The organism is Skermania sp. ID1734, from assembly GCF_007489285.1.
Classification (GTDB): domain Bacteria; phylum Actinomycetota; class Actinomycetes; order Mycobacteriales; family Mycobacteriaceae; genus ID1734.
In genome coordinates, this window is the sequence record NZ_VLIY01000012.1 from 87,465 (window position 1) to 113,469 (window position 26,005).

Sequence of the window (26,005 nt, forward strand, 5' to 3'; positions counted from 1 at the left end):
ACCGCTGTTAGGGCCGCTTGCGGGTCGATGCCCTTTTCTCGCCGTCCTCGCTCACTCGTCGGCGACGAGCTTGGCGAGGTTGTCCAGTTCGTTGGAGCGCCCATCCAGCAGGCGCTGGGTCCAGACCTCATCGTGCAACGGCTCCACCTGCATGGTGACGCGTGTCCCCTCGGCCACTTCTTCGAAGTCCACGATGGTGAGTTGCTCGTAGGGCTCATGGTCCGGAACAAAGTCGATGACTGAGCGATACGCCAGATGCGTCGGTTCGGTGACCTCGGTGAACACCTTGCGTGACTCCGTGGACAGCGGCATCCCGTGCTGCTCCATGAAGGCGATCTGCTCAGGCGCCACCGCAGTCATCCTGTAGCGGAGCTCGCCTCCGGCCTGCAGATCGAGAGTGCTGACATCCGTACGAAACCCGTCCGGCGCCCACCACTGCGCGATTCCGTCTCCGGTCGTCCAGAGCTGCCACACTCGGGCGGGGCTCGCAGCGACGGTCCGCTCGATGTTTTCCATTGTTCCTCCGGTCATTTGAGCGCTGCGCACCACACATTCGCCACGACGAATATACAAATCATGCGCGCTTGTTTGTTCCCCAGAGCCGTGGGGACATGGCCGACGCTGGGCCTCGTACACCCGAATCCTGAGGGCAACTGATACCAACCGCACGGCGAACCGGCCGGGATTCGAACCGAAGACGACCGATTGGTCACCTCGAAGCTTCAGGATCACACTGGGCACACCCGCGTCCTGGCAGCGAAGCGCTGCTCGGAGCGTGATCAGGATTTGCGAGGGCGTGTCGAGTGAACGCGAATCGACGCGGATGCGAGGTCACTGTTGGGCGAAGGTGAGCAGGTCGGCGTTGAGCCTGTCCTTGTGTGAGATGAACAGTCCGTGCGAGGCGTTTCGTACATGGTCAATTCGGCAGTGGGCACCGCGGCAGCGACCTTGGCGCTCGATTGTTCCAGCGGTACCATCGCATCGCTGTCGCCGTGGATCACCATTGTCGGCACGTCCACTGCGCCCAGGTCCGGGCGGAAATCGTGATAGGCGAACTCGCGGTACATGTCGATGGTGGCCTTCGCCGAGGACTGCAAGAAAAGTCCTACCGCCCAACGGACAAGCTCCCGCGAAACCGTGACGCCCGGCAAGCCGTTGCCGAACCACGGATCGGCCAGAGCGGTCGCGAAACGCCCGCGGTCGGTGGCCAACGCGGCCGGCGTCTGCCTCGTCGACGCGGGATCGACCCCGCCGGGATTGTCCGCGTTCCGGTGCAGCATCGGCGCCACGATCGACACGAACACCACGCGCGAGACCCGCTCGCTACCGTGCCTGGCCAGGTATCGCAGCACCTGCGCGGCGCCCATCGAATGTCCGACCAGCATCGCCTCCCGCAAGTCGAGATACTCCATGAGCGCGGCAAGATCGTCGGCCAGCGTGTCGGGATCGTTGCCGTCGGCGGGTTGATCGGAGCGACCAGCTCCGCGAATGTCGTAGGCCACGCAGCGCAGTCCACGGTCGGCCAGTGCGGTGAGCTGGTACTCCCACATGTCCGCTCCGAGCGTCCAACCGTGCACGAACAGCACCGGCCGCCCGACACCCCAATCCTTGTAGAACAGCTCTACTCCATCTGCCGTCTTGAAGGTCGGCATGATCGCAACTCCTTCCATCGGTGACAATCACGAGCGTGTTCGACTATCACCGATAGCGGTAACCGCGTCGATTACCTCGCGGGTAATCGATCTGAGAGGGCCTCACTCTTCGCGCGCGCCGTCGACCGCTGTCACCACTTGGACCTTGGGCTACCGAAGCTGTCCCCCATTGGCCGAATACACTATGGTCAGCTTGTTGCGCTGAGCTTCAGGAAGTGAGCCCGAGACCCGGCCGGACGACCGTGGCGCTTGGGCTTCGCGCATTCTCTGAGGGTTGTCGACGGCCGGTGAAAATTGACCCCCGCGTGGCAGGCGGGTTCAACAGTTCGTCGCAACATTCCTGCCCGAACTCGACGTCGCACGCGTGCAGCGATGGTGCGCAACGCGGGTGCCCGATGATGCTTACATCAGATTCGCGTCGAATGTGACGTCGCCGCAATGCATCTGACGATAGTAGAGCGGCGAGCACCGTGGCGCGACGACTTCGGACCGGACTGGACAAGCTTGCTCATCGCCCGCCCGCGCTACACCGCCGCCACCAAAACCTGGACGCTGTACTGGCGAGACCGCCACTTTCGCTTCCACCTCTACGACCTGCACCCTCCCACGCCCGGAACACCGGTCAGGTCGCGAACGTCATTGGCGGTGGAGCAGGTCTCGTTCGGCATTGGTGTGGCGCATGAGGGGTTCCTTTCCGGTATGGGGTGTCCGATCGTTCGCAGTGGGCTGGGACGGGATGACGGGTGTGTAGTGCTTCATCGGGGTTGCTCCATTTCTGTTGAGTCAGCGGCGGATTCGTAGGTCAGGGTCGTGATCGCGTTGTGGGCGCGGTCGACTGCTCGGGCCACAGCTGCGGTGTGCTCGGCGGCGTGAAGGAGCGCGGCGGTTGCGGTAGCGGCGCTGGATTCGGCGGCATCGCGGCTCAGGGCGGATTCGTCGGATCGAAAGCTGTTGTCGCGCAAGGATGACGGCTGCCAAGGTTTGGGTCAGTTTGGCGAGCTGACGGTAAACCTTTCGTTGTGCGTGACGGTAGCCGCACCGATCGACGGACCGAGGTCAGTCGAATCCTGGTTCCATGATTCGTAGCGCGGGAACTGACCGGTTATTGCGCCGCGTAACTGGCAGCCGAGACTGTCGCCGATATTTGTCGGCATATTCTTTAGCCCGGAGAAGTCGCTCACCGGCAATGGGAAGCGTTCTCCAAAAGTGGACTTTCATTTCCGAAGGCGTTGTGCGACAAGCCTGACCGACGGGCCGCTGCAGAAAGGTTTTCGGCGTCGATGCCGGCTCGGTGGGCGCTCGAAGAATTCCTAGCCCGCTGAGGTTTGAAGTCCTTCTCCGCTACCGACGCCGGTCGGTCGGTCATCCTTGCGTACTCCTGTCGATGCCGAAGAGTGGGCTTGGAAGTACTCGACCAGTGCCCGGCGGATGACCTCGGCGGGTGCGACGTTCTCGGCGGCGGCCTGCGCGGTGAGTCGTGTGCGCAGGGGCTCGGGCAGTCGCACGGAAGTGGTGGGGGTGCGCCCTCGCGCGCGCGACGTTCCGGTCGGTCGACCGGTGCGCAGTACTGCCGGGTCGATCTCGACCGGGCCCAGGACTTCGTCGGCGGTCAGTGGATTGGCTGCGTAGTCGGCTGCCATCTCGGCATATTCGTCGTCAGTCAAACGGCTCACGATCTCCTCCGTTCATCGCCGCTGCCTGGCGGTGATGTCGTCGGGGTCGATGATGTGCTCCAGATTCGCCGCGGATACCGTCGCTGCGCGCAGCATCATCGCGTGAAACACCACCAACTCCTCGAGTACTGCCATGTCGGCGAACACCTCGATGTACGGTTCGCCGTCACCTTGGCGACCGATAATGCGCAGGGTCTCGCGGACGGCCGACGGGCCGCTATCGGGAACCGGACAGCCGGAAAGCTGACGACGGCACGGATCTCGTCATCGGAAATGCCGTGTGTGTAGGGCGCTCTCGATGATCGTGATCCGCACCAATTAAGGGTACTACCCTTTCAGGAAAGTGCAATGCCGTTTCCTGGCGCATGTCGATAGTCAAGGGGGCGCTGCCTTTTCGCCGATTCGAGCCCTAGCTATCGCCGGTTTCGAACGCATCACCGAGTGCGGCGAGGGTTATTCGCGCGCCCGTCGGTTGGCCGATGGGTGATGAACTACCCACCGACCGCAACGTGCGGGCGTATCGTCGCGCGTTGTCAGCTTGAGCGATGTTCGCAGTACTTCAGACGGTGCAAGCACATATGGCGGTATTGGATCTGCCCGCCAAGGAGGTGCTCGGTGTGAACGGGTCGTGGGATCGGCTGTTCGACACGTTGCTGGCCGAGCAGGTTGCGGTCAGTGCGAGGGTGCGGGAGGCGATGCAGGCGCAGATCCCGAATTATCGTGGCCTGCCTCTGGAACGGCTGGATGTGGAGGTCGGCGTCGAGGTCGAACGGGTGCTCCGGTCGGCACGTGCGGGCAAGGCTGCGCTGGACGATGCCGAGTTGGCTGAGCTCGCCGCGATCGGGGAGGCGCGGGCGCATCAGGGTGTGCCGGTGGCAGATGTGTTGCGCGCGTGGCGAATCGGTGTGGAGGTCGTCGTTGCTTACGCACGCGACGTGGCCCAGCGTCACGGCATCGACGATGCGCAGGTGCTCGAGTTCGTGCAGTCGGTGCTGGCCTGGTCGGATGTTGCGATGGTCACGACCGCGGGCGCTCACCGCAGGGCCGAGCTCGCCCTGGCCGTCGCGGAGGAGGAGCGGCGCGCGGCTTTTGTGCGCAGCGCGCTTCGCGGGACGGTTCCGGCGGCTGAGTTGCGTGTGCACGCCGAGGCATACGGTCTGGACCCGGCCGGGCAGTATGTGGCCGTGCGGGCCCGCCTGGTAGAGGGCGCCACCCGTGATGGAGTCGAGCAGGCGTTGGGTTTTCGTGGGACGTTGCTGCGCCGGCGCGGGTTGTCGGCGTTGATCGACGGTGATATTTGCGGCTTTTCCAGCCAGCCGCCGCCTGCAGATGTCGAGGGTGTGGTGGGCTACGGACCGGCGGTGCCGCTGGATCGGTTGCCGGAGTCGCATCAGTTGGCGGCGCGGGCGTTGATGACCGCGCAGGCGTTCGGTCTGCGCGGTGCCTATGATCTCGATTCGCTTGGGTTGCGTGCGGCGGTGGCCACAGATTCCGATATCGGAGAGATCATGCGGCGGCGTTATCTCGAGCCACTGGGAACCGGCGGTGCCGCCGAGGAGGTGATTGCCACGATGCGGGTCTATCTCGCTTGCGGCATGCATTCGGAAAACACCGCGGCTCGGTTGTTCGTGCACCGCAACACCGTGCGTTATCGCTTGGCCCGGTTCGAGGAGCTCACCGGGGCCAATCTGCGTGAGCCTGCGGTGCTGTTCGAGGTGTGGTGGGCATTGGAACTCGCCGCGATGGGCCGGTAGCTGCACAAACGCGCGGGTTTGTGCACGCAGCCATCAGCGCATGTCGGTGCCGGGATGACACTGAATATCACAACGTTTCCGGTCGACCGCACGAGTCGAATCGCTCGGGGACGTATCGGATGTAGTCGTAACCGAATTGGAGGCTTTGAATGTCCACCGTCGATGCAGTGGATACCGCACCGGCCGCCGAACGCCACGCGCTGCCCGACCCCGGTGAGCCGGTGCCCAAGCTCGCGTTGCCGACATTGGGCATCTACCTCGGCGCGGTGGCGGCTTTTGCGGCGTCGACGAGCGCGTTCATCACCGGAGTGGTCCCGTTCTGGGTGACGATCCTGGTCAACGCGGCGGTGACCTTCGTGATGTTCACGGTGGTCCACGACGCGGTGCACTATTCGATCAGCTCGACGCGCTGGGTCAACGGACTGGTCGGGCGCTTGGCGTGGGTGTTTGTGGTGCCGATCCTGGCGCTGCCGGCGTTCGGGTTCATCCACATCGAACATCACCGTCACGCCAACGACGACGCCAACGACCCGGATACCTTTGCCTCCCACGGCAAGACGTGGCAGTTGCCGTTTCGCTGGGCAACCGTCGAATACTTTTACGGCAGCTACTATCTGCGGCGGCTGCGCAGCCGTCCGGTGGCCGAGGTCGCCGAGACCGGTGTGCTGTTGACCGCGAGCCTGGCTGGGCTGATCATCGCGATCCTGACAGGCAACCTGTGGACGCTGGCCGTGGTGTTCCTGATCCCGCAGCGCATCGGCATCGTCTTTCTGGCGTGGTGGTTCGACTGGTTGCCCCATCACGGCCTGGAGGACACTCAGCGCAGCAACCGCTACCGCGCGACCCGCGCCCGGGTGGGCATGGAATGGCTGTTCACGCCGCTGATGCTCTCGCAGAACTACCACCTGGTGCACCATCTGCATCCGTCGGTGCCGTTCTACCGCTACGTGAAGACGTGGAAGCGCAACGAAGAGGCCTACCTGGAACGCGAGGCCGCCATCTCCACTGTGTTTGGCCAGCAACTGAACCCGGAGGAATTCCGGGAGTGGAAGGAACTAAACAACCGCCTCGGCCGGGTGGTGCCGGTCCATATGCCGGCCCGCTCGAGTGCGACACACTCGAAGCTGCACCGGATCCCGGTGGCCGCGGTCGACCCGATCACCGCGGACAGCACTATGGTGACGTTCGCCGTCCCGGAAGAACTGCGTGACGAATTCCGTTTCGCCCCAGGCCAGCACGTCACCGTGGTCACCGACCTGGGCGGGGTGAACGTGCGGCGCAATTACTCGATTTGTGCTCCGGCAACCCGGGCGCAACTGCGCATCGCGGTCAAACACATCCCAGGTGGCGCCTTTTCGGGTTTCGTGGCGAACACACTCAAGGCCGGCGACATACTTGAGCTGGGGACGCCGACCGGCACCTTCGGTACACCGCTGGACCCGTTGAACCGCAAACACTATGTGGGGCTGGCTGCCGGCAGCGGAATTACCCCGGTGCTGTCGATTCTGGAGACGGTGCTCGAAATCGAGACCGAAAGCGAGTTCACCCTCGTCTACGGAAACCACACCAAAGAGTCGACGATGTTCCGAATCGACCTGGAACGGCTGGAATCGCGTTACGCCGACCGGCTCGAGGTCGTGCATGTACTGTCGGCGGACCCGCTGCACACCCCGGAACTGCGCGGCATCATCGACGCGCCACGACTGAACAACTACCTGTCGACGACGTTGAAACCCGACCAGGTCGACGAGTGGTTCCTGTGCGGCCCACTGGGGATGAGCACCACCGCGCGCGACACCCTGATCGAGCACGGCGTCGACCCGGACCGGATCCACCTCGAATTGTTCACCGGCTTCACCACCGAGAAGAAGAAGCCGCCCACCGACTATCAGGGCGCGACGTTGACCTTCACACTGTCCGGCAGTGAGAACACGGTCGAGCTGGCGGCGGGCGACTCCGTCCTGGAGGCCGCGCTACAGGTCCGCAAGGATGCGCCCTATTCCTGCATGGGCGGAGCGTGTGGCACCTGCAAGGCCAAGTTGCTGACCGGCGATGTGGTGATGGACCAGAACTTCGCGCTGGGCCGCGCAGAACTCGACGCCGGCTACATCCTGACCTGCCAATCGCATCCGACCACCGACCAGGTCACGGTCGACTACGACGCCTAGGAGAGTGCGATGACATCGACACCACAACGCAATTCGGCCCCGACGGCCGGTAGGTCGGCTGCACCGCAGGGCGCGCTGGCGCAGTTCGTCGCACGGCGAGTCAACACGGGTGACCCGCTGGCCGGCCCGAACGAGGAGTTCATGACCCGGTGGCAGAACCCGGTGTGGAACTTCCTGTGCGACCACTACTTCCGGCTCGAGATCGACGGCTGGCACAAGATCCCCGACGAGCCGTCGTTGTTGATCGGCATCCACTCCGGCGGTGCGCTCACCATGGATGCCTGGACGTTGGTGCACTCGTGGTATCGCCACTTCGAGGGCAAACGCATCCTGCACGGCACCGCCCATGACGTCCTGATGGCCGCCCCTATCCTGGGCGACTACTTCCGCGCGGTGGGGGTGATCCCCGCCTCCCGCCAGGGAGTGACGGACGCGCTCGCCGCCGGGCACGACGTTGTTGTCTGGCCCGGCGGCGAGCAGGACTCCATGCGCAACTGGCGCCACCGTGACAAGGCACTCCTGTTCGGGCGCAAAGGCTTTGTCCGGCAAGCCATCCGCTCGGGGGTTCCGATCGTGCCGGTCGCCACCGTCGGTGGGCACGACACCGTGTTCGTCTTGTCGGAGGGCCGCTTCCTGGCCCGCTGGACCGGACTCGGCAAGGCGCTGCGGGGTGCGACGATCCCGATCATCGCGGGGTTCCCGTTTCCCATCGCCGTGGAAATTCTGCCGGCGCATCTGCCGTTGCCGGCGAAGATCCGCACCGAATTCCTCGACCCGATTCACGTCGACACCGACCCGGCCCGCGCCGAGGACACCGCCTACGTCGACGCCATCTACGACCAGGTCGAAGCCGCGATCCAGAACGGCATGGACCGGCTGGCCAAACGCCGCAGCTTCCCGATCATGGGCTGAGCGAACCGCTTTCCGCACAATCCCACACCTATTCAGCGCTAAGGAGGCCGCGCTGTGACCAGCCTTGCCCTCAACCTGACCACTACCGCCCGACAGCACCCCGAGAATGCGGCGCTGCGTCTGGACGAGATGGAAGTGCCCTACGGCGCGCTCGACGATGCCAGCGCCCGACTGGCTGCCCTGCTCATCGCGCGTGGTCTCGCCCCCGGCGACCGGGTCGGCATCATGGTGCCCAACGTGCCACACTTCGCGGTCGCCTACTACGGCGTGCTGCGCGCGGGCGGGGTGGTGGTGCCGATGAACGTGCTGCTCAAGGAGCGGGAAACAGCGTTCTACCTGTCGGACCCGCAAGCCAAGATCGTCATCGCCTGGCACGATTTCGCCGCGGCCGCCCAGGCCGGTGCGGCAGCGGCCGGCGCGGAATGCATCGTGGTCACTCCCGGCAGGTTCGAGGAGTTGATCGGCGCGGTAGCACCTCAAGGGGAGCCGGTGGCTCGCGCCGATGACGACACCGCGGTGATTCTCTACACCTCGGGCACCACCGGAACACCCAAGGGTGCCCAGTTGACCCACGCCAATCTGCGCCACAACGTCGCGGCCGTGGTCGAGATGCTGGGACTGAGCAGCGACGACGTCATCCTCGGAGCGCTGCCGCTGTTTCACGCCTTCGGCCAGACCGCCGGGCTTAACGCCGCAATCGCCGCAGGGGCCTGCTTGAGCCTGATTCCCCGGTTCGATCCGGCGAAGGCGTTGGCGATCATCGAACGCGACAAGGTCAGCGTTTTCGAAGGCGTTCCGACGATGTTCACGGCGATGCTGCACAGTGCCGCCCGCCCGGACACGTCGTCGCTGCGGTTGTGCATCTCCGGCGGTGCTGCCATGCCGGTCGAGGTGATGCGCGGGTTCGAGCAAGCCTTCGACTGCAAGGTGCTCGAAGGCTACGGCCTGAGCGAAACGTCGCCGGTGGCTTCGTTCAACCATCCCGACCGGGTCCGCAAGCCCGGCTCCATCGGGACTCCTATCGCCGGGGTCGAGATGACATTGGTCAACATTCGAGACGACGGTGTCGGGGAAATCGCCGTCCGCGGCCACAACGTGATGAAGGGCTACTGGAACCGGCCCGAGGCGACCGCCGCGGTCCTCGACTCCGACGGCTGGTTCCGCACCGGTGATCTGGCCCGCACAGACGCCGATGGCTATTACTTCATCGTCGATCGCTCCAAGGACATGATCATCCGCGGTGGGTACAACGTTTACCCACGCGAGATCGAAGAAGTGCTCTACGAACACCCGGCCGTGCGTGAAGCCGCCGTCATCGCAGTTCCCGACGAGTTGCTCGGTGAAGAAGTTGGCGCCGCGATCACGCTGATGCCGGGCGCTGAGGCCGATGCCGAGGAGATCCGCAGTTACGTGAAGGACCGGGTGGCGGCCTACAAGTATCCGCGGCGGATCTGGTTCGTCGACGAGCTCCCCAAAGGTCCGACCGGCAAGATCCTCAAACGCGAAATCGCGGTCCCGACCGCGACAGTGCAGGAAGGCACAGCGTGATGAACGAACACAGCTACGACTACGACTGGATCGTGGTCGGGTCCGGGTTCGGTGGCAGCGTCGCGGCGTTGCGGTTGGCCGAAAAGGGCTACCGGGTGGCGGTGCTCGAACGCGGCCGTCGCTTCGCCGACGACGATTTCGCGAAAACCACCTGGCAGCTCGGCCGCTACTACTGGATGCCCAAGCTCGGCCTCAAAGGGGTACTCGGGCTGACGATGTTCCGTGACGTCTTCGTCGCCTCGGGCTGCGGCGTCGGTGGAGGGTCGCTCGGTTATGCCAACACGCTCTATCGCGCACGTCCGGCGTTCTACCGCGACCCACAGTGGGCCGATCTCGCGGACTGGGAAACAGAACTCGACGCGCACTACGACACCGCCGAGCACATGCTCGGGGTCACCGAGTACGACGAGGATTCCCCGGCGGGGGAGTTGCTGCGCGAGTACGCCACCGAGCACGGCTTCGGTGACACCTATGCGCGCACGCGGGTCGGTGTGTTTCTCGGCGAGCCGGGTGTGGCGGTGCCCGATCCATACTTCGGCGGTGCCGGTCCGCAGCGCACCGGCTGCGTGCGGTGTGGTTCGTGCATGGTCGGCTGCCGCTACGGCGCGAAGAACACGCTGGTGAAGAACTACCTGTATTTCGCCGAACAACGCGGTGTCGACATTATCGCCGAACGCACCGTCGAAGACGTGCGGCCGCTGAGCGGTGGTGACGGTTCCGAAGGATACGCGGTCACCCATATCCGTTCCGGCGCTTGGGCGCGCACGGGGCGGCAGCGACTGACCGCGCGCGGGGTCGTCGTCGCGGCCGGGGCGCTGGGTACCAACCGGTTGCTGTTTCGCTGCAAGCTGGCCGGTTCGCTGCCACGGGTCTCTGACCGGCTCGGGGAGCTGGTGCGCACCAACAGCGAATCGATCCTGGCCGTGACCGGTCCTGCCGGCGGACCCGACTTCAGCAGGGGAATCGCCATCACCGCCAGTGTCTACCCCGACCCCGACACCCACATCGAACCGGTCACCTACGGCGGCGGCGCCGACTCCCAGTCGCTGTTGTTCTGGCTGCTGACCGAGGCCGGAGGACGCGGCACCCAGCCGATGCACCTGGCGCTCAACATGCTTCGCCACCCAGCCCGCGCCGCCTCAGCGGCCCGGATCCGCAACTGGTCACGGCGAACCGTGATCCTGCTGGTCATGCAAAGCCTCGACGGAGCCATGCGGCTGAAGGTCAAGCATCGGCTACCCAATGGCAGCGTCGTGCTGACCACCGAGCAGGACCCGAACAACCCGAACCCGGACAAGATCCCCGCGGCCTACCGTGCGGCGGAATGGTTGCAAGCCAATCTCGGTGGCACCTCACAGGCCGTGTTCACCGAAGCGCTGCTGTCCATCCCGACCACCGCGCACATCCTCGGCGGCGTCGCGATCGGAGCCGACGAGACCAAAGGCGTCGTCGACGACGCCCATCGGGTGTTCGGCTACCAGAACCTGCTGGTGTGCGACGGATCGGCCGTGCCGGCCAACATCGGTGTCAACCCGGGCCTAACCATCACCGCCATGGCCGAACGGGCCCTGACGCACGTCCCGCCGAAGCTGGGCGCAGCCGCGGCTGACGGGGACTCCGCAGCCTCGAACAAGCAAAGGAAGGTTCGCAATGGCAACCGCCGTGCCCGCAGCACCAAGTGAGCGCCAAGTCTCCCCAGAGATGATCGCCGTCGAAAATCCGGCGACCGGTGAGATCATCGGCCACGTGCCGGACATGGACGCTGCCCAGGTCGCCGACCTTGCCCAGCGGGCCCGGGCAGCGCAACCGGGATGGGAAGCTCTCGGCTACGACGGTCGAGCTCGCGTGCTGCGTCGGATGCAGCGCTGGCTGATGGACAACGCCGACCGCGTGATCACCACCATCAGCAGCGAGACCGGCAAGGCCTACGAAGATGCCCAGATCGCCGAACTTGCCTACGGTGCGCAGGCCTTCGGGTTCTGGGCAAAAAACGCCCGAAAATATTTGGCGGACGAAAAGATCCGATCGTCGTCGGTGTTCGTGAAGGGCAAGCGACTGATCCTGCGCTACCGTCCGATCGGGCTGGTCGGGGTGATCGGGCCATGGAACTATCCGCTGACCAATTCCTTCGGCGACTGCATTCCAGCGCTCGCGGCCGGAAACAGCGTCATCCTCAAACCGTCCGAATACACGCCGTTAACCTCGATGTTGATGGCCGAAGGCCTGGCCGAGTGCGGCCTGCCCGACGGCGTGTTCGCCGTCGCCACCGGACGCGGGCCAACCGGGGCGGCTGTCCTCGACGAAGTCGACATGGTGATGTTCACCGGTTCCACCGCCACCGGCCGAAAAGTCGGTGTCCGCGCCGCAGAGCGGCTGATCCCGGCCTCGCTGGAACTCGGCGGCAAAGACCCGATGATCGTGCTCGCCGACGCAGACCTCGAACGCGCCGCCAACCACGCCGTCTACTACTCGATGTTCAACGCTGGACAGACCTGCATTTCCATCGAACGCTGCTACGTCGAAGCACCGGTGTATGACGACTTCCTCGCGCGGGTCACCGCCAAAACCCGCGCCATCAGACAGGGCGTGCCCAATGGCCCCGGAAGCGTCGACGTCGGTTCGCTCACCTTCCCTCCCCAGGTCGACACCGTCGAGCGACATGTCGCCGACGCCCGCAATCGCGGAGCAAGGGTGCTCACCGGCGGCCACCGCGGCCGCGATCACGGCCACTGGTTCGAACCGACGATTCTTGTCGACGTCGACCACGACATGGCCTGCATGCGGGAAGAAACCTTCGGCCCCACGCTGCCGATCATGAAGGTCGCCGACGCCGAAGAAGCGATCGCACTGGCCAACGACTCCGAATACGGCCTGTGCGCATCCGTATTCACCCGCAACATTTCCCGCGGTGAAGCCCTCGCCCGGCGGATCACCGCCGGCGCGGTCACCGTCAACGACGCCCTGGTCAACTACACCGCACTCGAACTGCCCATGGGTGGGGGCAAACCAGGCTCCGGTGTGGGCTACCGCCACGGCGCCGGCGGAATCCGCAAGTACTGCCGCCAGCAATCACTGCTGATCTCCCGGTTCCACCCCCACCGCGACATGCACATGCACCCCTACAACGCCCGCCGCACGCGGCTGTTCACCCGCGCATTGGCATTGCTGAACCGCGGATTGCCGAACAAATGAGCCCACCATGAACCCGACCCACGATCGCCAAATCCGAGCGCGGCCGCCCCGCCGACGTATCCGCAGCCCCTGAATAAGTGGCCCAGACATTAGTTTTTGATGGGATGCGTTGCACCCATACGAACAATCAATGGTGAACGCCCAGACCAGACTGTGTGCGGTGGGGACGTTCCGCAATTATCAATTTCTCTCCACAAAACTTTGGAGCAGGGATGAGCGTTCTTTCAGCGGGGCCTTTTCTGGATTGGGAAGAGCTCACGGGGCAGTCGAAATTTGTCGTCGATATCGTCAGTGTGCCAGTTTTCAGTGCAATTGCCGGTTTGATCACCAACTGGACCGGCGTGATCATGCTTTTCGCGCCGGTACGGTTCACCGGCTTCTATGTACCCGGGCTGAAGTCCCTATTTCCCTATTTGCCGCGTAAGGTGCAGATTCTCCCGGTGTTCGCGCCCGAAGGGATCCTGGGCTTCCAAGGGTTCATTCCGTGCCGCGCGGAGAAGATGGCCAGTCTGATCGTCGACAAATCCATCGCCCGCATCGGCGGGATCGGCGATTTCTACAAGGAACTCAATCCCGATCAGCTTGCCGAGAGACTCGCTGACGCCGCCCGGCCACAGATCCGACAACTGACCACCGAGGTCATCGAGGCCGAACATCCCCAGTTGTGGCAGTCGTTGCCGAGATCGGTCAAGGAAACCGTTCTCAAGACTGTCGATGCCGAATTGCCGCAGATCTCGCGACGCGCGTTCGCGAAGATCGGCGAGAACATCGACGAACTGCTCGACGTCAAGTTGATGACCGTGAACCACCTGCGCAAGAACCCGGAGGTGCTGCGCGACATCATCAAGGGAATGGCAGTGCCGGAACTGCGGTTCATGGTGCGCATTGGTGCGCTCGGATTTGTGTTCGGCATCCCCCTTGCGCTGTATCTCAACTGGGTGCATGCGGCCAACCCTCCAGTTTTGGGCGCGATCCCAGGTTGGGCGACCGTGCTGCTCGGCGCAGCAGTTATCGGTGTTGTCGTCAACATCATCGCCATCAAAGTCGTCTTCGAACCCGGCGAGCCGAAACCGCGGTACCGGTATTTGTGGCGCCAGGGCCTGTTTCCGCGACGGCAACACGAGGCCGCGGCCCAACTCGCCGCCATGTTGTCGATCGAGGTGCTCACGGTCGGCAATTTCTCCCGCGAACTTCTCGAAGGCGCCAGCGGCGACAAGACGCTCGCCTTCATCCAGGAGGCGGTATCGGAGGAGGTCGACCGGATTCTCGGGCCGGTGATTTCGATGGTCGGCAGATCGGTTGGTGTCATCGACCGGGAGGCCCTCGAACAGCGCGCCGGCACCACGGTCGTCACCTTTGCCCCGAAAGTGTTTCAGGACAAGAAGTTCAACAAGAAGAAGGCCAAGCGGATCGACAAGTTCGCCACCGAGAAGTTCCGGGCGCTTCCGCCTGATGAGTTCGGCGAAATGCTGTACGCGGCAATCGAACAGGACGCGTGGCTACTGTACGTGCACGGCGGTCTGCTCGGCATCATCGTCGGCGCGATACACATCCTCATCTTCGGAACCTGAACACGCGGAAGGCCGAAACGATGACCGAGAAATTCACAAACGGCGCCCAAACCGGGGGCCACGGCGTCTCCGCGGCCGACCGGGCCGCTCAACCTGCTCGTGAAGCCGCCGCCGGCAGCGTCAGCGCTGCAGCCGAACTCGCGAAAAACGCAACCTCGATGCTGTATTCGGCGATGACCACCGTCGGTGCAGATCCGCTCGAAGCCACCAGCACGGTGATCAAGCATGCCAACGACCTCAACCCCGTGCCCGGGTTGGTGACCGACAGCGTGCGAACCGTGCGCCGGGTCGCCAGTCCGGTGTTAGGAGCCGACAGTGGTCGCGGCAACGCCGCATCGGATCTGGTGACACTGCGCCGCCGGGGCAACGGCTTGATCGGTGTCTCACACAAATCCGGCAGTGAATATCGCAAAAATCACCCGGCATTCGCGCTGATCCTCGACGAGCTCACGCCCGATGAGGCTCGCATCGTCCGCTTCCTCGCCGTCGCTGGGCCGCAACCCATGATCGATGTGCGCACGAAATCGCTGTTCCAGATCGGGTCGGAGCTGTTGGCCTCTGATATCAACATGGTTGCCGAAATGGCCGGTTGCCGGTGGCGCGATCAGGACCGGAACTATTTCGCAAATTTGACCCGGCTCGGACTGGTTCGCTTCTCTCCAGAACCCGTCGACGACTTTCGCAGATATGCACTCATCGAAGTGCAACCGGTGGCGGTCGAGGCCATCGAAAAGGTCAAGAAATCGATCACAATTTATCGCAGCATCTATTTGTCGGAATTCGGCCGGCAATTCACCGACGTGTGCTTCGACACCACGAACTACCACGCGGGTGGGTGGGACTCCAACGAGCGTGGCGACAAGACCATCGGCAAGGGGCCGCCCAGCCGCCGGCAGAAGTCGTGATGATCGCCTGTCCTTCCACCAGCAGACGGTGTCCTCTGCTCCGACAGCTACCCGGCTGACATCTATTTCCGAGGAGTGCACATGCACGTCGAATATTCGCACGTCATTATCGGCACCGACGGTGCCGCACCCGCGCGCCACGCGACCACGGTCGGGGGAGCGGTCGCTGCCCGTTTGGCCCTGCCTGTTGTGCTCGTCACCGCATGGAAGTCCGGCCTGGAAATACCCGGCGCCCGCGAACAATCGTGGGCGTCTATGACAACGAAGGCCGCTGAGGTCGACCTGAGCCAGTTCGCGCTGGCACGGATCCACCGCATCGAGGCCAAAGGCGACCCTGCCGATGTCCTCATCGACATCACCGACCAGTCGCCACGGAGCCTGCTGCTCGTCGGCGGTCGAGGGCTCGGAACCGCAACCGGGCGCCTGACCAGCAGCACATCGAATCAGTTGTCGCATCGCAGCCCGAGCGATGTCCTGTTCGTTCACAACCGACTGCACTGGCTCGAGTCCGTCGCGCTGGCCACCGACGGATCAGCAACCTCCATCACGGCCGCCAGACAGGGTCTAGGACTTGCGAAAGCATTTGGAGCCCAGGTCATTCTCGTGACCGCCAACTCCAACGCCGTCGAGGGAAAGCAAGTATTGGCCAATGTCGCAGAAGCCTTGGAGCCGGACCTCGCCGACACCTCCCTCACCCACGAAGTGGTCACCGGCGACCCCGCCACCGCCATCCCCGACGCGGCCGCGGGCACCGATCTGCTCGTCATAGGCAACCGCGGCATGAGCGGATTCGCGCGGATGCTCGGATCGACGGCGAACTCCATCACCCACCGAGCCACCTCGAACCTGCTGCTCGTCAACACTGCCCGCATCTCGCGGTAGGCGCGGAGTGGCCGTTTCGGCGGTGCCAACAACATATCGACCAGGAGACGCATCGATGGCTGATCAAACAAACCCCCGATGGTCCATCAAACTTCTCGCGGACTCCAACCACAGCACGACAACGATCGAAAAATTCGTTGCCAGGTACCGCTGCGGCCTTCCCGCCTTACCGGCACCGGCTACCGACGAATGGGATTGGCAACTACGCGCGCGCTGCCGCACGGTCGATCCAGCGATCTTCTTCCCGCCCGCCCGCGGGCCCGAGCGCACTCGCAGTGAACGCGAAGCGAAAGCCATCTGCGCGGGGTGCCCCGTGCTGCACACCTGCCGCAGATACGCGGTACAGGCCAAGGAGCCACACGGGATATGGGGCGGTCTCAGCGCCCGCGAGCGCGCGCTGCTGGAACTGCATGCATCAGTACGACACCCGCGTGACAACCAGCAAAAGCCCAGCCGGGAAAGCGCTTGCCACCATGAACCACCCGACAGCGGTTGACATTTCACCGCCGCCAACCCAGCACAGCCCTACCCGACGCTGTGCCCGTCGCTCGTGCCCCGTTCACTGCGGCGCACATCTACCACCGGAAGGCCTCGACATGGAACTGATGCAACCGCTCGATGCGGCGTTCTTGCTCGCCGAATCCCGCGAACACCCGATGCACGTGGGGGCACTCATGCTCTTCGAGCCGCCCGCAGATGCTGGTCCGGAATATGTACGCGAGATCTACGAGCAGATGATCAATGATGTGAACTACCACCCGACCTACCTCAAGCGCCCCGTCTCGCCGATCGGCAACGTGAGCACCTGGGCGTGGGCGCAGGATGAGGAGATCGATGTCGACTACCACGTTCGCCGGGTCGCGATGCCGACACCGGGCCGCATCCGTGAACTACTATCTGCCGTCTCACGCTGGCACGGAACGCTTTTGGATCGACACCGCCCGCTGTGGGAGGTGCACGTCATCGAAGGCCTGGCCGACGGCCGGTTCGCTATCTACCTGAAGATCCACCATGCCCTGATGGATGGTGTCAGCGCACTACGACACATCGAACGACACCTGTCGGTCGACCCCGCCGCACGCGACTGTCCGCCGCTGTGGAGCCGACGTGACACTGCGGCACAGAAAGGCCGAAAAGACCAATCCGCACAGGCGGCGCCGACGTCGCCACTGCGCACCCTGCTCGACAGCGGCGCCAAGGTTGCCGCCGGTCTCGCCGACATAGCCGATGTGGTCCGGATCGGGCGGATGGCCCTTGTCGATGACGATCTCGTCTTACCCGGTTCGGCCCCGAAGACCATGTTCAACGTGCCCATCGGTGGTGCGCGACGCTTCGCCGCGCAGTCCTGGGACCTCAAGCGCATCAACGCGATCCGGCAAGCGGCCGGTGTCTCCGTCAACGATGTCGTCCTCGCGATGTGCTCTGGTGCACTGCGCACCTACCTCCTCGAACACGACGGGCTGCCCGAGGAATCCCTCAACGCCTTCGTGCCGATCTCCACCCGCACGCCCGACAAGGCAGATGCCGGCGGCAACGCGGTGGGAGTCATTCTGTGCCGACTGGGAACCCACCTGGCCGATCCCAAGGAACGCCTGGACGTCATCAGTGCCTCGACAGGAAGTGGAAAAAACCTCTACCGGTCCGTCGGAACCTACTCCGGACTGGCGTGGACTTTGGCGTCGGTCTCACCGATGCTGGCGGCATCGCTACCCGGTGTGGCAGCAATCAGCCCTCGCTCGTTCAACGTCATCGTGTCCAACGTTCCCGGTCCCCGCCAGACGATGTACTGGAACGGAGCGAAACTCACCGGCATGTACCCGGTTTCGGTCGTCACGGAGGGACAGGCACTCAACATCACCCTGACCAACAACGACGACAAACTCGACTTCGGCGTCATCGGTTGCCGCCGCAGCGTCCCCCATCTGCAGCGCATACTCACTCACCTCGAGACCGCATTGCGGGAGTTGGAAGCCGCATACAGCTGAGTCGGCAGCGGGGACGCGGGCCTGTGCGTTTGCCGAACCGTCGGCCAACCGTTGAGAACCATAATGGCGCTGCGTGCAGAGACGACGGGAGCTGGTCGTTTGCAAGCGCTGATCACTCTGGTCGGCTTGTCGGCGGCATTGGCCGGTCGCCAAAGGCTACGCCGGACTCGAATGAAGACGGTGAGCCTGCGTTGGGCAGAACCTGACCGCCTTCCATAATCCAACCGGCGGAAAGCCCGCGGGGTGACCGGACATCGTCGATTGCACAACCTGCGGGTTGCGCGATCGCGTCATGAAACGAATGCTGCTGCCGCTCAAGGAGATCGGGCCCTCGGTTGCCACGGACACATCTCCCTGCCCAGCGGCATGGGTGTCGCGCGTCGAGCCCCAGATGGCGACGAAACAGTGGTCGAAGTATCGTCGAACTCGCTGACGACCCTGACCCGTCGCGACATGTTCTGTGGCACCCCGTGGGCAAAACCATCCCGGCAAGGATCGAAACACTGCCCTCGACCTGCGTTGATTGGACACCACGCGAAATCGTGAAACCGAGGTAAAACGCATTCAACTGGGTCTGTACTCGGGCGCCGTCAGGCTCGGCGTCTTGAGTAGGTAACCATGGCGGCTAGTTCGGCTGGTTTGCGCAGCACTGAACTCTGTAGCAGGTGGGCCGCATTGAGCGCGATCTGCAGATCGAGCACTGCGGCGCCATCGTCGATATCAATATTGCAGCCTTCGAGTGCCTGTTGGATGCGGTACTGAATCGTGTTGCGGTGCAGGTGCAGCTGCTGCGCGCTTGCCGAATAACTGCGATTGTTCGCGAGAAACACCAGCAGCGTCTCGCGCAGCCATTGATGTCGACTGTCGTCGACGGCTAGGCTCCCCAGTACTTTGTCGACGAAGCGGCGTAAAGCTTCGAGATCGTGCGCCATGAGCGCCAGCGCTGTGACGTCGGAGTAGGTGGTTGCTCGCGGTAGTCGTGCGCCGGATTGGGCGGCGAGGGTCTGCACGCGAGCTGCTTGAATCTGCGTGCGCCGGAATCCTTCGATGCCGTGCTCGGGTCCGCCGAGTGCCACATGTGCGCGCACCGATTTGTTCGTGAGAGCGGCGGCGACTTCGTTCCCGTCGATATCGGCCGGTGCCGGCATCCGGAACCAGATTCGAGCCTGCCGTTCACCGGTCGGCACCATCAGCGGGTGATCGATCGAATGGAGGTAGCGGCCGAGGACCAGTGCCACCTCGTCGAACACACTCATTGCCTCACGCGTGGGAACATCGGCCTCCGGCCATACTTCGACAGCAACATGAAGACCGTCGAGGCGGTACCGCAGGGCGTCCTCCGCTTCACGAACGTCGGTGACGGAGCCGTCCAAGATCAATGCGATCCACTTCTGCCGGAATCCACCGCGGTTGCTCATCCACCTGTCGCGTTCTCGTTCGTAGGCCAAGCCGACCTGCTCGGCCACCTTGTCGATGTAATCGCCACACCGGCCGACGAGGCCGATTAGCGTTTCTGCACTGTCCGCTCGACCCAATTCCAGGGCGTATCGCATCGCGGTGTCGAGAAATCGCGCATGTCCGATGCGGTACGCACGTACCAACGCCGAGAGCGGGATGTCGCGTTGGGCCAGCGCGCGAGCATGCACGACTGCAGGCTTAGGGGCCTCAAGGTCTGCGATTGGAGTGTTGCGCTCGAGGAACTTGGCGGCGGCCACCACATTCTCAGCGACCGTGGCCTGCAAGAGCAGCACAGTCGGTTCGTCGTAGTCCAACGCTTTGATCTCGCTGCGGATCTCGGTGAAGAGTTCCTCGATGAAGGGGCCGCGGCGAGCGAACAGTCTGCGCGCGACCTCGGGAACATCGCTTTGTCCGGTCACATCAACTCACATGGTGCGAAGTGTCAAACGGGATGTACCGATGATCGGCGGCTCTACCGGCTTTCCCGATGTCTCGCCGCACTGAATTGACACGGTTTTCTGTGCGAGCTGACAAAAGTGTGGATGATCAATAAAACCCGCTTCGGCGCCTAGGGCCACTCGCTCCACGTCGCCGCACACAGGCGCGACATGCGTGAGCGTCATGGCTGCCGATCTAGTTCAATTGCAAGCTAGTTCGGTCGGCTGGCCTGATTCACCCAGCCCCGCGTAGGGGGCCGTCGTAGAGCAGCGGCCGAGCCAGTTGGCGGGATATCGGAAGATTCGACCCAGATCGGCCGGTTGATCTTGCAGCCAGCCAGACAATGCACACGATCGGTGTGGTTCTGCCCAGATTCGTCACCGGGCACCAAAGCGACTGAGTACGTACGTCATTCATGAGTTGGCGACGCTTGGGTCGGAGTGTTGCGGGTGCAGGGGTGTTGGCAGGCGTGGTTGACGCCGGGCAAGGGGTGGGCGGTGACTGGTGTGGCGGTGCGCACGGTGAAGAACGCGACGACCCCGCCGGCAGCGCACAGCGCGGCAGCGATGATCATGGCGCGCGGGAATCCGTCGCCGAGGCTTTGTCCGGGCCCAGGGTGGATGCCGGCGGCAACGGGCAGGATCGCGACGGCGAGCAGGCCGGCGGCACGGGCGATCGCATTGTTGATTCCCGACGCGGCGCCGGCGTCGTCGTCGCTGACCGCGGCGAGCACGGCGGTGGTCAGTGGCGCGACGGTGATGGCCAGTCCGATGCCGAACACCACCAGGGCGGGAAGCATGGCGCTGGGGTAGTGCGCACCGGGCACCGCGCGGGCCAGCAGACCCAGTCCGGCCGCGGCGATCAGCGGGCCCAGCGTCATCGGTGCTCGCGACCCGGTGCGTGCGGAGGCGGCCCCGGCATACGGGGAGCCCAGCAACATGATGACGGTTATCGGCACGGTCGCCAACCCGGCGACCAGCGCCGAGTAGCCCATGCTCTGCTGCAATTGCAGGGCCAGCAGGAACAGCGCGCCGCCGAGGGCCGCGTAGACGGCCAGGGTGGTCAGGTTCGCTCCGCTGAATTGGCGGGACCCGAAGATACCCAGCGGCAGCAGCGGTGCGGTGACCCGCCGTTCGATCAGGGGGAAGCTCACCAGAGCGGTGGCGCCGACGAAGAACGCGGCCAACGTCAGTGGAGTCGCGCCGCCGGTGGGAATCTCGATCAGGGCGTAGGTGATTCCGCCCAGGCCGAGCGTGATCGTCAACGCGCCGAAAACATCCGGGCGCCCCGCCGCGGGTGCGCCGCGGGATTCGGTTACGTGGCGGCCGGTGATGGCGAGTCCGCCGATCGCCAGTGGGACGTTGAGGAAAAACACCCACCGCCACGACGCGACGTCGACGAGCCAGCCACCGATGAGCGGGCCTGCTGCCGAGGTCACCCCGGACATGCCCGCCCAGATGCCGACCACGCGGCCGCGGTCGACGCCGGTGATGCCAGCATCGATGAGTGCGAGACTGCCCGGCACCAGGGCGGCCGCGCCGATGCCTTGGACCAGTCGTGCCCCGATCAACCAGCCCGAGGTCGGGGCCAGCCCGCACACCACCGACGCCAGGGCGAACACGATCAACCCGCCGGTGAACAGTCGGCGGCGACCGTAGCGGTCCCCGGCAGCGCCGCCGGCGAGCAGGAGCGCGCTGAGCGTGAGCAGGTACCCGTCGAGCACCCATTGTTGACGGGTCAACCCGGCGGAGAAGTCTCGTCCGATCGACGGCAGCGCGACGTTGACCACTGTGCCGTCGAGAAACGCGATACCCGAGCCGAGCACGGCCGCGGCGACGAGCCACCGCCCGGCCGATGAGCGTCCTGAAACCCTGCCGTCGGTGGTGCCGGGCGCTTGACTGTCGTGAGCGTTCATATTCCCCCTCTGCCGCCAGCAAACTCCGCGGAGCCGTATCGCACAAGCTGTGTCGAAATCGCCGTGACGCGCGAACCGGCAGGTGCCCGCAGGGCATGTGGGCGTCGTTTCGGTCGTGGAGTTGGACTTAGCATTGGCGCAGCCTCAGCCCACGACATCACTGGGGATGGTGCAGATCTATCGTCGCTCCACCCATAACCGCGACGCCGTCACCCATCGACGGCACGCACCCCTGCATCGATTGGATCCGCATACACCCAGCCCGAGGGTAAATCGCGACAGTCGCCGGACGGGCGGTCGGTGCACTACGTAGCCGGCAACCTCACGACCGCGGTCGGCGAGGCATTCGGCGCCTTCCCGACCGCGACGATCTGCCCGAATTACCGCCTGCACTCCTCAATCCGTCGAGCCCGTTGCCGTGCTCGACCTTTGCAGTCAACCAAGCGCGATGCGAATCGGCGCATACCGTCCCTGGCCACCGGTGACTATCTTCGGGGACGAACCCAAGAATGGGCTCGCGCAATATACGAAGATCAACCCGTCGCGCGCCGCCACATTCACGGCATCTACTACGTTGCCGCACACTCCATCGAACCAGCTCTGGCAGTGTGGAACACCGAACTGCACGTTCGGGTTACTTCCCGACTCCGACGCGCGCATGCGCGATTTTGCTCTGACTGAACCGGTGACGTGCCACGTGCGTTGCCGCCACAGTTAGCCTCGGTATGCGCGCCAACCTGGTCGCTCGTCGTGCAGTCTGCGCATGAGTGCCCATTCCCGCCTGACCTCGGTAATGTGACCGAAAACCGCCCAGTGGTCAGCAAAAGTTGCCGAGTCCTCGGCGATACCGTTGGTGCCATGGTGGCGCTCTGAGCCCCAACTCGAACTCCACCAGGACGTCGATGGCCATCATTCCTCCGGAGTCCAGCCTTGAAAACGGCGGCATATGACCGCATCAGCCTGGGGATTAGTGTCTCTGACCTTGGGTTTTTTGCTGCCTGCTGGCGGACGGTCGGTCTATGCGGGTGGGTACCTTGTGGGAAGTCAGCGATCATGACTTCGTCACAAGCGATCGGGCGCGCCAGCGTGGCGGCCACGGAGCAGCGACGAACGACGCTTGTTCGATTAGGCCCTGGACGGGCGTGATCGACTCGCCGCCGAAGGAGGTTCGAACCGAATAGCTATCTGCGGTAAGTGCAACCTGTAGTGAACCGTCAATTACGGAGAGCACCCATTGGTCCAGTTCCGATAGCATCTCGGCTGTTTCGTCATCGCGGTCGGCACCGGCACTCTCGGGGAAGGTTGCGAGCCGCACCGCCGGTTCACCGGCAGCGACCGAGACAGTGTAAGGACGCCGGGTTGTGAGCGGTGGATGCACCATCAGCACTAAAGGAACCGCTCCATCTGCGCCCGGAATAAGTGCAACGCTCTGCCCATCCGACTGGAAGGGAGGAAGTGCCCAGCGAGGAATGCCATTTGGACGCGCCCACCCACGTCCCAATAGCACCCGTAGCCATGCAAGCACACGCTCGACAGCAGGGCCTTCTCCAACCGGCACAGAATCACCGTCGTGCGTCGCTCCGTGCTGACCGCGCGCGGCCAGAGGAACGTCCTGCCACGCTGCCGGAGATGCACCGGTTCGAGCGCATTCGGCGTCTACGTCGTTAAGGAGCGCGAGGATATCGTCTGATAGCGCCACCGACGCGTCGGCCCACCCAGCTTCTTGCAGGCGTCGCACACCGTCGTTGTAACGCGACCACCAGGACGATTCGGGCATAGCCGAGAATAAACTCGGGTCCGAGCCCCCGCATCGCGAGTTGGCCGTCTGGACATCCTGACACCGGATCGGGCTGCGCTACCGCGGACGCCGAAACGCTCCGATGATGCCTCTCAAACCTCCGTTCTGCCCGACCTCCCTGAGCGTCGACGTCGTCGTCGAACAGCACAGCGGATCTGGAGTTGTCGGCGCCGGCCGCGTGGTGCTCCCACGATCCGAAGGAGTTGATCTGCCCGCCCGCGTCGCGTACGTCAGAAAATACAACCAAATAAAAGGTGTCAAACTATTTACATCTTTCTGGCCAGTGTATACGCTAGATACATCCAGTCATCGAGTGTAAATGGAGTCCCGACATGGTCGAGTTCGCGACAGTACTGCTTCCCCTCATCCTGTTCATGCTCAGCCCGGCTTTGATCCCCGCCGTGTTCCACGGCACTCGCGCGATGATGGACCGCCGCCAGCGCGCCAAGGCCACTGCAGTCGTCCACACGGCAGCGACCCCGGTCAAGCTTGTCCAGCCGCACGCCGTCCCGGCGCACGCGTGACCGATATGGACGGCTCTGCAAATCCCGTCCTCGGAACCGGACAGGCGCCGCCGGCAACGGACCGAAGCCAGGATGTGGTCTCGCGCTTCATTTCTCGCCGCGTCACGGCAGCCATGGAATCGGACGGGCCCAATCCCGAATTCATGCGCCGGTTTCAACGGCCGGTCTTCGATCGGTTGTGCGACCACTACTTTCGGCTCGAGATCGACGGTTGGGACCGACTTCCCAATGAGCCCTCACTGCTAGTCGGCGTCCACTCAGGTGGTTCCCTGACGATGGACGCCTGGACGTTGGTTCATGCCTGGCATCGACGTTTCGAAGGCGAGCGCATCCTGCACGGCACCGCGCACGACGTACTTATGGCTGCTCCCGGGCTCGGCGACTACTTCAAGGCGATGGGCGTCATCCCCGCCTCCCGCAAGGCCGTTGGCTCCGCTTTGGCCGCCGGCCACGACGTCATCGTGTGGCCAGGCGGCGAGCAGGACGCGATGCGGAACTGGCGATCGCGGGACCGCGCGATTCTGGCTGGGCGCAAGGGCTTTGTCAGGCAAGCGATCCGCTCGGGCGTGCCGATAGTGCCGGTCGCCACCGTTGGTGGACATGACACCGTCTTCGTGTTGTCGGAAGGGCGCTTCCTGGCGCGGTGGACCGGCCTGGGCAAACGTCTTCGTGGCGCGACGATGCCGATCATCGCGGGCTTCCCGCTCCCACTTGCGGTCGAGATCTTGCCCGCGCATATCCCGTTGCCGGCGAAGATCCGTACCGAGATCCTCGATCCGATTACCGTCGACACCGACCCCGCCCGAGCCGACGATACCGAGTACGTCGATGCGGTCTATCGCCAGGTGCAAACAGCAATTCAGGACGGGATGGACCGCCTGGCCAAGCGGCGCAAGTTCCCCGTTTTCGGTTGACGGACCGCTGAGCCGCACATAACACCGCCCGTCGACTCTGCGTCAGTAGTAGGAATGACGGATGGGAAGACAGGCGGCGGTTATCCCGTATGTGCTCGCGATGGTCGTCCTGGTGGTTGCCGTCGACATTCTTTTCTTCAGGCACCATCTCTGGGAACGGCTGATGGTGAACGTCGGGATCGTGCTGGTGTTCGGCGCGTTCTACTTGCGGTTTGCGCATCGTTCGTGAGCCGCGCGCTCAACAGCACGCAGTTGGCGCCGCCAACGAGTCCCTGCTGCCGAATACGTCCGAATCGGCCAGCACGGTGTAGACCTCCCATTGCTCGTTGTCGGGTCCGCTCACCCATGCCTTGTCCTGGGTGGCGAAGCAACAGGTGGTGTTCATCTGTTCCTGTGTCACCAGGTTTTCCGCGCCGAGGCGGTCGATCTCGGCGCGCACCTCGTCGGACGTTTCCACCTCGATCCCGAGATGGTTGATCGACCCACCTCTGCCCGGGTTTTCGAACAACACCAGCTTCAGCGGCGGGTCGGCGATCGCGAAATTCGCATAGCCCTCGCGCCGTTTGGCCGGTTCGGTGCCGAACAGCTTTGCGTAGAACTGCACCGACGCGTCGAGGTCATCGACGTTCAGCGCCAACTGGATACGGGACATGATGACGCCCTCCAACTTGTGAGACATATATCGAAATACCGATAGGCCAAGGTTCCCACGATTT

24 protein-coding genes are annotated in these 26,005 nt (G+C 64.0%); 16 read left to right on the forward strand and 8 right to left on the reverse strand.

The genetic code is table 11. The features are described from left to right. Nucleotides 1–51 precede the first annotated feature (51 nt). Together FOS14_RS16060 and FOS14_RS16065 are read right to left on the reverse strand one after the other, a co-directional pair. The gene (locus FOS14_RS16060; protein WP_221936723.1) at nucleotides 52–531 is read right to left on the reverse strand and encodes an SRPBCC domain-containing protein; all 480 of its coding nucleotides are present in this window, start codon (nucleotides 529–531) and stop codon (nucleotides 52–54) included. 248 nt (nucleotides 532–779) lie between these two features. Then, complete coding sequence (locus FOS14_RS16065; RefSeq protein ID WP_185981796.1) at nucleotides 780–1,652, reverse strand: alpha/beta hydrolase; 873 nt, start codon at nucleotides 1,650–1,652, stop codon at nucleotides 780–782. 438 nt (nucleotides 1,653–2,090) lie between these two features. Here FOS14_RS16065 and FOS14_RS25260 point away from each other — a divergent pair, with 438 nt between their 5' ends. After that, nucleotides 2,091–2,453 carry a DUF3024 domain-containing protein gene (locus FOS14_RS25260; RefSeq protein ID WP_255450381.1) on the forward strand — a complete coding sequence of 121 codons (363 nt, stop codon included), beginning with the start codon at nucleotides 2,091–2,093 and terminating at the stop codon, nucleotides 2,451–2,453. A 509-nt stretch (nucleotides 2,454–2,962) separates the two neighbouring features. Here FOS14_RS25260 and FOS14_RS16075 read toward each other — a convergent pair. Together FOS14_RS16075 and FOS14_RS25265 are read right to left on the reverse strand one after the other, a co-directional pair. Beyond that, the gene (locus FOS14_RS16075) at nucleotides 2,963–3,325 is read right to left on the reverse strand and encodes a CopG family transcriptional regulator (protein WP_143771817.1); all 363 of its coding nucleotides are present in this window, start codon (nucleotides 3,323–3,325) and stop codon (nucleotides 2,963–2,965) included. Nucleotides 3,326–3,337: 12 nt separating this feature from the next. Further along, nucleotides 3,338–3,460 (reverse strand): hypothetical protein, encoded by a 123-nt coding sequence (locus tag FOS14_RS25265; protein ID WP_255450383.1) that lies wholly within the window; start codon nucleotides 3,458–3,460, stop codon nucleotides 3,338–3,340. Nucleotides 3,461–3,870: 410 nt separating this feature from the next. Between FOS14_RS25265 and FOS14_RS16080 the strand changes: the two genes are divergently transcribed. The 11 genes from FOS14_RS16080 to FOS14_RS16130 all read left to right on the forward strand — a co-directional run bounded on the left by FOS14_RS16080 (nucleotide 3,871) and on the right by FOS14_RS16130 (nucleotide 18,242). Then, nucleotides 3,871–5,079, forward strand: a complete 1,209-nt coding sequence (locus FOS14_RS16080) for a CdaR family transcriptional regulator (protein ID WP_143771818.1) — start codon at nucleotides 3,871–3,873, stop codon at nucleotides 5,077–5,079. Nucleotides 5,080–5,228: 149 nt separating this feature from the next. Further along, nucleotides 5,229–7,247 (forward strand): fatty acid desaturase, encoded by a 2,019-nt coding sequence (locus FOS14_RS16085; RefSeq protein ID WP_143771819.1) that lies wholly within the window; start codon nucleotides 5,229–5,231, stop codon nucleotides 7,245–7,247. 9 nt (nucleotides 7,248–7,256) lie between these two features. Next, complete coding sequence (locus tag FOS14_RS16090; protein ID WP_143771820.1) at nucleotides 7,257–8,159, forward strand: lysophospholipid acyltransferase family protein; 903 nt, start codon at nucleotides 7,257–7,259, stop codon at nucleotides 8,157–8,159. A gap of 54 nt (nucleotides 8,160–8,213) precedes the next feature. Next, nucleotides 8,214–9,707, forward strand: a complete 1,494-nt coding sequence (locus FOS14_RS16095; RefSeq protein WP_143771821.1) for a long-chain fatty acid--CoA ligase — start codon at nucleotides 8,214–8,216, stop codon at nucleotides 9,705–9,707. After that, nucleotides 9,707–11,389 carry an FAD-dependent oxidoreductase gene (locus tag FOS14_RS16100; RefSeq protein WP_143771822.1) on the forward strand — a complete coding sequence of 561 codons (1,683 nt, stop codon included), beginning with the start codon at nucleotides 9,707–9,709 and terminating at the stop codon, nucleotides 11,387–11,389. Before FOS14_RS16095 ends, FOS14_RS16100 begins: the two co-directional genes overlap by 1 nt. Next, on the forward strand, nucleotides 11,358–12,899 hold the full coding sequence (locus FOS14_RS16105) for an aldehyde dehydrogenase family protein (protein ID WP_143771823.1): 1,542 nt from the start codon (nucleotides 11,358–11,360) through the stop codon (nucleotides 12,897–12,899). The genes FOS14_RS16100 and FOS14_RS16105 overlap by 32 nt, the downstream gene beginning before the upstream one ends. Nucleotides 12,900–13,111: 212 nt before the next feature. Then, the gene (locus FOS14_RS16110; RefSeq protein ID WP_143771824.1) at nucleotides 13,112–14,470 is read left to right on the forward strand and encodes a hypothetical protein; all 1,359 of its coding nucleotides are present in this window, start codon (nucleotides 13,112–13,114) and stop codon (nucleotides 14,468–14,470) included. A 20-nt stretch (nucleotides 14,471–14,490) separates the two neighbouring features. Further along, entirely contained in the window at nucleotides 14,491–15,375 is an 885-nt protein-coding gene (locus FOS14_RS16115; RefSeq protein ID WP_143771825.1) for an Abi-alpha family protein, read from the forward strand. Nucleotides 15,376–15,456: 81 nt separating this feature from the next. Further along, nucleotides 15,457–16,257 (forward strand): universal stress protein, encoded by an 801-nt coding sequence (locus tag FOS14_RS16120; protein ID WP_143771826.1) that lies wholly within the window; start codon nucleotides 15,457–15,459, stop codon nucleotides 16,255–16,257. A 55-nt stretch (nucleotides 16,258–16,312) separates the two neighbouring features. Continuing rightward, entirely contained in the window at nucleotides 16,313–16,753 is a 441-nt protein-coding gene (locus FOS14_RS16125) for a WhiB family transcriptional regulator (RefSeq protein WP_143771827.1), read from the forward strand. A gap of 100 nt (nucleotides 16,754–16,853) precedes the next feature. Next, nucleotides 16,854–18,242 carry a wax ester/triacylglycerol synthase family O-acyltransferase gene (locus tag FOS14_RS16130; protein ID WP_221936724.1) on the forward strand — a complete coding sequence of 463 codons (1,389 nt, stop codon included), beginning with the start codon at nucleotides 16,854–16,856 and terminating at the stop codon, nucleotides 18,240–18,242. Between the two features lie 590 nt (nucleotides 18,243–18,832). Here FOS14_RS16130 and FOS14_RS16135 read toward each other — a convergent pair. Both FOS14_RS16135 and FOS14_RS16140 read right to left on the reverse strand, forming a co-directional pair. Continuing rightward, nucleotides 18,833–20,119 (reverse strand): CdaR family transcriptional regulator, encoded by a 1,287-nt coding sequence (locus tag FOS14_RS16135; RefSeq protein WP_143771828.1) that lies wholly within the window; start codon nucleotides 20,117–20,119, stop codon nucleotides 18,833–18,835. Between the two features lie 428 nt (nucleotides 20,120–20,547). Then, entirely contained in the window at nucleotides 20,548–22,053 is a 1,506-nt protein-coding gene (locus FOS14_RS16140) for an MFS transporter (protein WP_143771829.1), read from the reverse strand. A gap of 300 nt (nucleotides 22,054–22,353) precedes the next feature. Between FOS14_RS16140 and FOS14_RS25525 the strand changes: the two genes are divergently transcribed. Next, nucleotides 22,354–22,734, forward strand: coding sequence for a hypothetical protein (locus FOS14_RS25525; RefSeq protein ID WP_370512243.1), 381 nt, complete (start codon nucleotides 22,354–22,356; stop codon nucleotides 22,732–22,734). 370 nt (nucleotides 22,735–23,104) lie between these two features. Here FOS14_RS25525 and FOS14_RS25530 read toward each other — a convergent pair whose 3' ends face one another. Continuing rightward, a complete protein-coding gene (locus FOS14_RS25530; RefSeq protein ID WP_221936725.1) occupies nucleotides 23,105–23,830 on the reverse strand; it encodes a DUF6226 family protein in 726 nt (241 codons plus the stop codon). A gap of 353 nt (nucleotides 23,831–24,183) precedes the next feature. Between FOS14_RS25530 and FOS14_RS16150 the strand changes: the two genes are divergently transcribed. The 3 genes from FOS14_RS16150 (at nucleotide 24,184) to FOS14_RS24775 (ending at nucleotide 25,518) form a co-directional block, all read left to right on the forward strand. After that, a complete protein-coding gene (locus FOS14_RS16150) occupies nucleotides 24,184–24,375 on the forward strand; it encodes a hypothetical protein (protein WP_143771830.1) in 192 nt (63 codons plus the stop codon). 5 nt (nucleotides 24,376–24,380) lie between these two features. Then, entirely contained in the window at nucleotides 24,381–25,289 is a 909-nt protein-coding gene (locus FOS14_RS16155) for a lysophospholipid acyltransferase family protein (RefSeq protein WP_143771911.1), read from the forward strand. A 61-nt stretch (nucleotides 25,290–25,350) separates the two neighbouring features. Then, a complete protein-coding gene (locus FOS14_RS24775; protein ID WP_185981797.1) occupies nucleotides 25,351–25,518 on the forward strand; it encodes a hypothetical protein in 168 nt (55 codons plus the stop codon). Nucleotides 25,519–25,527: 9 nt separating this feature from the next. On the opposite strand, the gene FOS14_RS16160 is transcribed toward FOS14_RS24775, so the two are convergent. Further along, a complete protein-coding gene (locus FOS14_RS16160; RefSeq protein ID WP_143771831.1) occupies nucleotides 25,528–25,941 on the reverse strand; it encodes an ArsI/CadI family heavy metal resistance metalloenzyme in 414 nt (137 codons plus the stop codon). Between the last annotated feature and the right edge of the window lie 64 nt (nucleotides 25,942–26,005).

What these genes read in the sequence shown, in the direction of transcription:
- FOS14_RS16080 (WP_143771818.1), top strand. Translation starts at nt 3,871, where the DNA reads ATGTTCGCAGTACTTCAGACGGTGCAAGCACATATGGCGGTATTGGAT.
- FOS14_RS16100 (WP_143771822.1), top strand. Translation starts at nt 9,707, where the DNA reads ATGAACGAACACAGCTACGACTACGACTGGATCGTGGTCGGGTCCGGG.
- FOS14_RS16065 (WP_185981796.1), bottom strand. Translation starts at nt 1,652, where the DNA reads ATGCCGACCTTCAAGACGGCAGATGGAGTAGAGCTGTTCTACAAGGAT.
- FOS14_RS16060 (WP_221936723.1), bottom strand. Translation starts at nt 531, where the DNA reads ATGACCGGAGGAACAATGGAAAACATCGAGCGGACCGTCGCTGCGAGC.
- FOS14_RS16150 (WP_143771830.1), top strand. Translation starts at nt 24,184, where the DNA reads ATGGTCGAGTTCGCGACAGTACTGCTTCCCCTCATCCTGTTCATGCTC.
- FOS14_RS25530 (WP_221936725.1), bottom strand. Translation starts at nt 23,830, where the DNA reads ATGCCCGAATCGTCCTGGTGGTCGCGTTACAACGACGGTGTGCGACGC.
- FOS14_RS16085 (WP_143771819.1), top strand. Translation starts at nt 5,229, where the DNA reads ATGTCCACCGTCGATGCAGTGGATACCGCACCGGCCGCCGAACGCCAC.
- FOS14_RS16115 (WP_143771825.1), top strand. Translation starts at nt 14,491, where the DNA reads ATGACCGAGAAATTCACAAACGGCGCCCAAACCGGGGGCCACGGCGTC.
- FOS14_RS16140 (WP_143771829.1), bottom strand. Translation starts at nt 22,053, where the DNA reads ATGAACGCTCACGACAGTCAAGCGCCCGGCACCACCGACGGCAGGGTT.
- FOS14_RS16155 (WP_143771911.1), top strand. Translation starts at nt 24,381, where the DNA reads ATGGACGGCTCTGCAAATCCCGTCCTCGGAACCGGACAGGCGCCGCCG.
- FOS14_RS16120 (WP_143771826.1), top strand. Translation starts at nt 15,457, where the DNA reads ATGCACGTCGAATATTCGCACGTCATTATCGGCACCGACGGTGCCGCA.
- FOS14_RS16110 (WP_143771824.1), top strand. Translation starts at nt 13,112, where the DNA reads ATGAGCGTTCTTTCAGCGGGGCCTTTTCTGGATTGGGAAGAGCTCACG.
- FOS14_RS16160 (WP_143771831.1), bottom strand. Translation starts at nt 25,941, where the DNA reads ATGTCCCGTATCCAGTTGGCGCTGAACGTCGATGACCTCGACGCGTCG.
- FOS14_RS16125 (WP_143771827.1), top strand. Translation starts at nt 16,313, where the DNA reads ATGGCTGATCAAACAAACCCCCGATGGTCCATCAAACTTCTCGCGGAC.
- FOS14_RS16130 (WP_221936724.1), top strand. Translation starts at nt 16,854, where the DNA reads ATGGAACTGATGCAACCGCTCGATGCGGCGTTCTTGCTCGCCGAATCC.
- FOS14_RS16105 (WP_143771823.1), top strand. Translation starts at nt 11,358, where the DNA reads ATGGCAACCGCCGTGCCCGCAGCACCAAGTGAGCGCCAAGTCTCCCCA.
- FOS14_RS25260 (WP_255450381.1), top strand. Translation starts at nt 2,091, where the DNA reads ATGCATCTGACGATAGTAGAGCGGCGAGCACCGTGGCGCGACGACTTC.
- FOS14_RS24775 (WP_185981797.1), top strand. Translation starts at nt 25,351, where the DNA reads ATGGGAAGACAGGCGGCGGTTATCCCGTATGTGCTCGCGATGGTCGTC.
- FOS14_RS16090 (WP_143771820.1), top strand. Translation starts at nt 7,257, where the DNA reads ATGACATCGACACCACAACGCAATTCGGCCCCGACGGCCGGTAGGTCG.
- FOS14_RS25265 (WP_255450383.1), bottom strand. Translation starts at nt 3,460, where the DNA reads ATGGCAGTACTCGAGGAGTTGGTGGTGTTTCACGCGATGATGCTGCGC.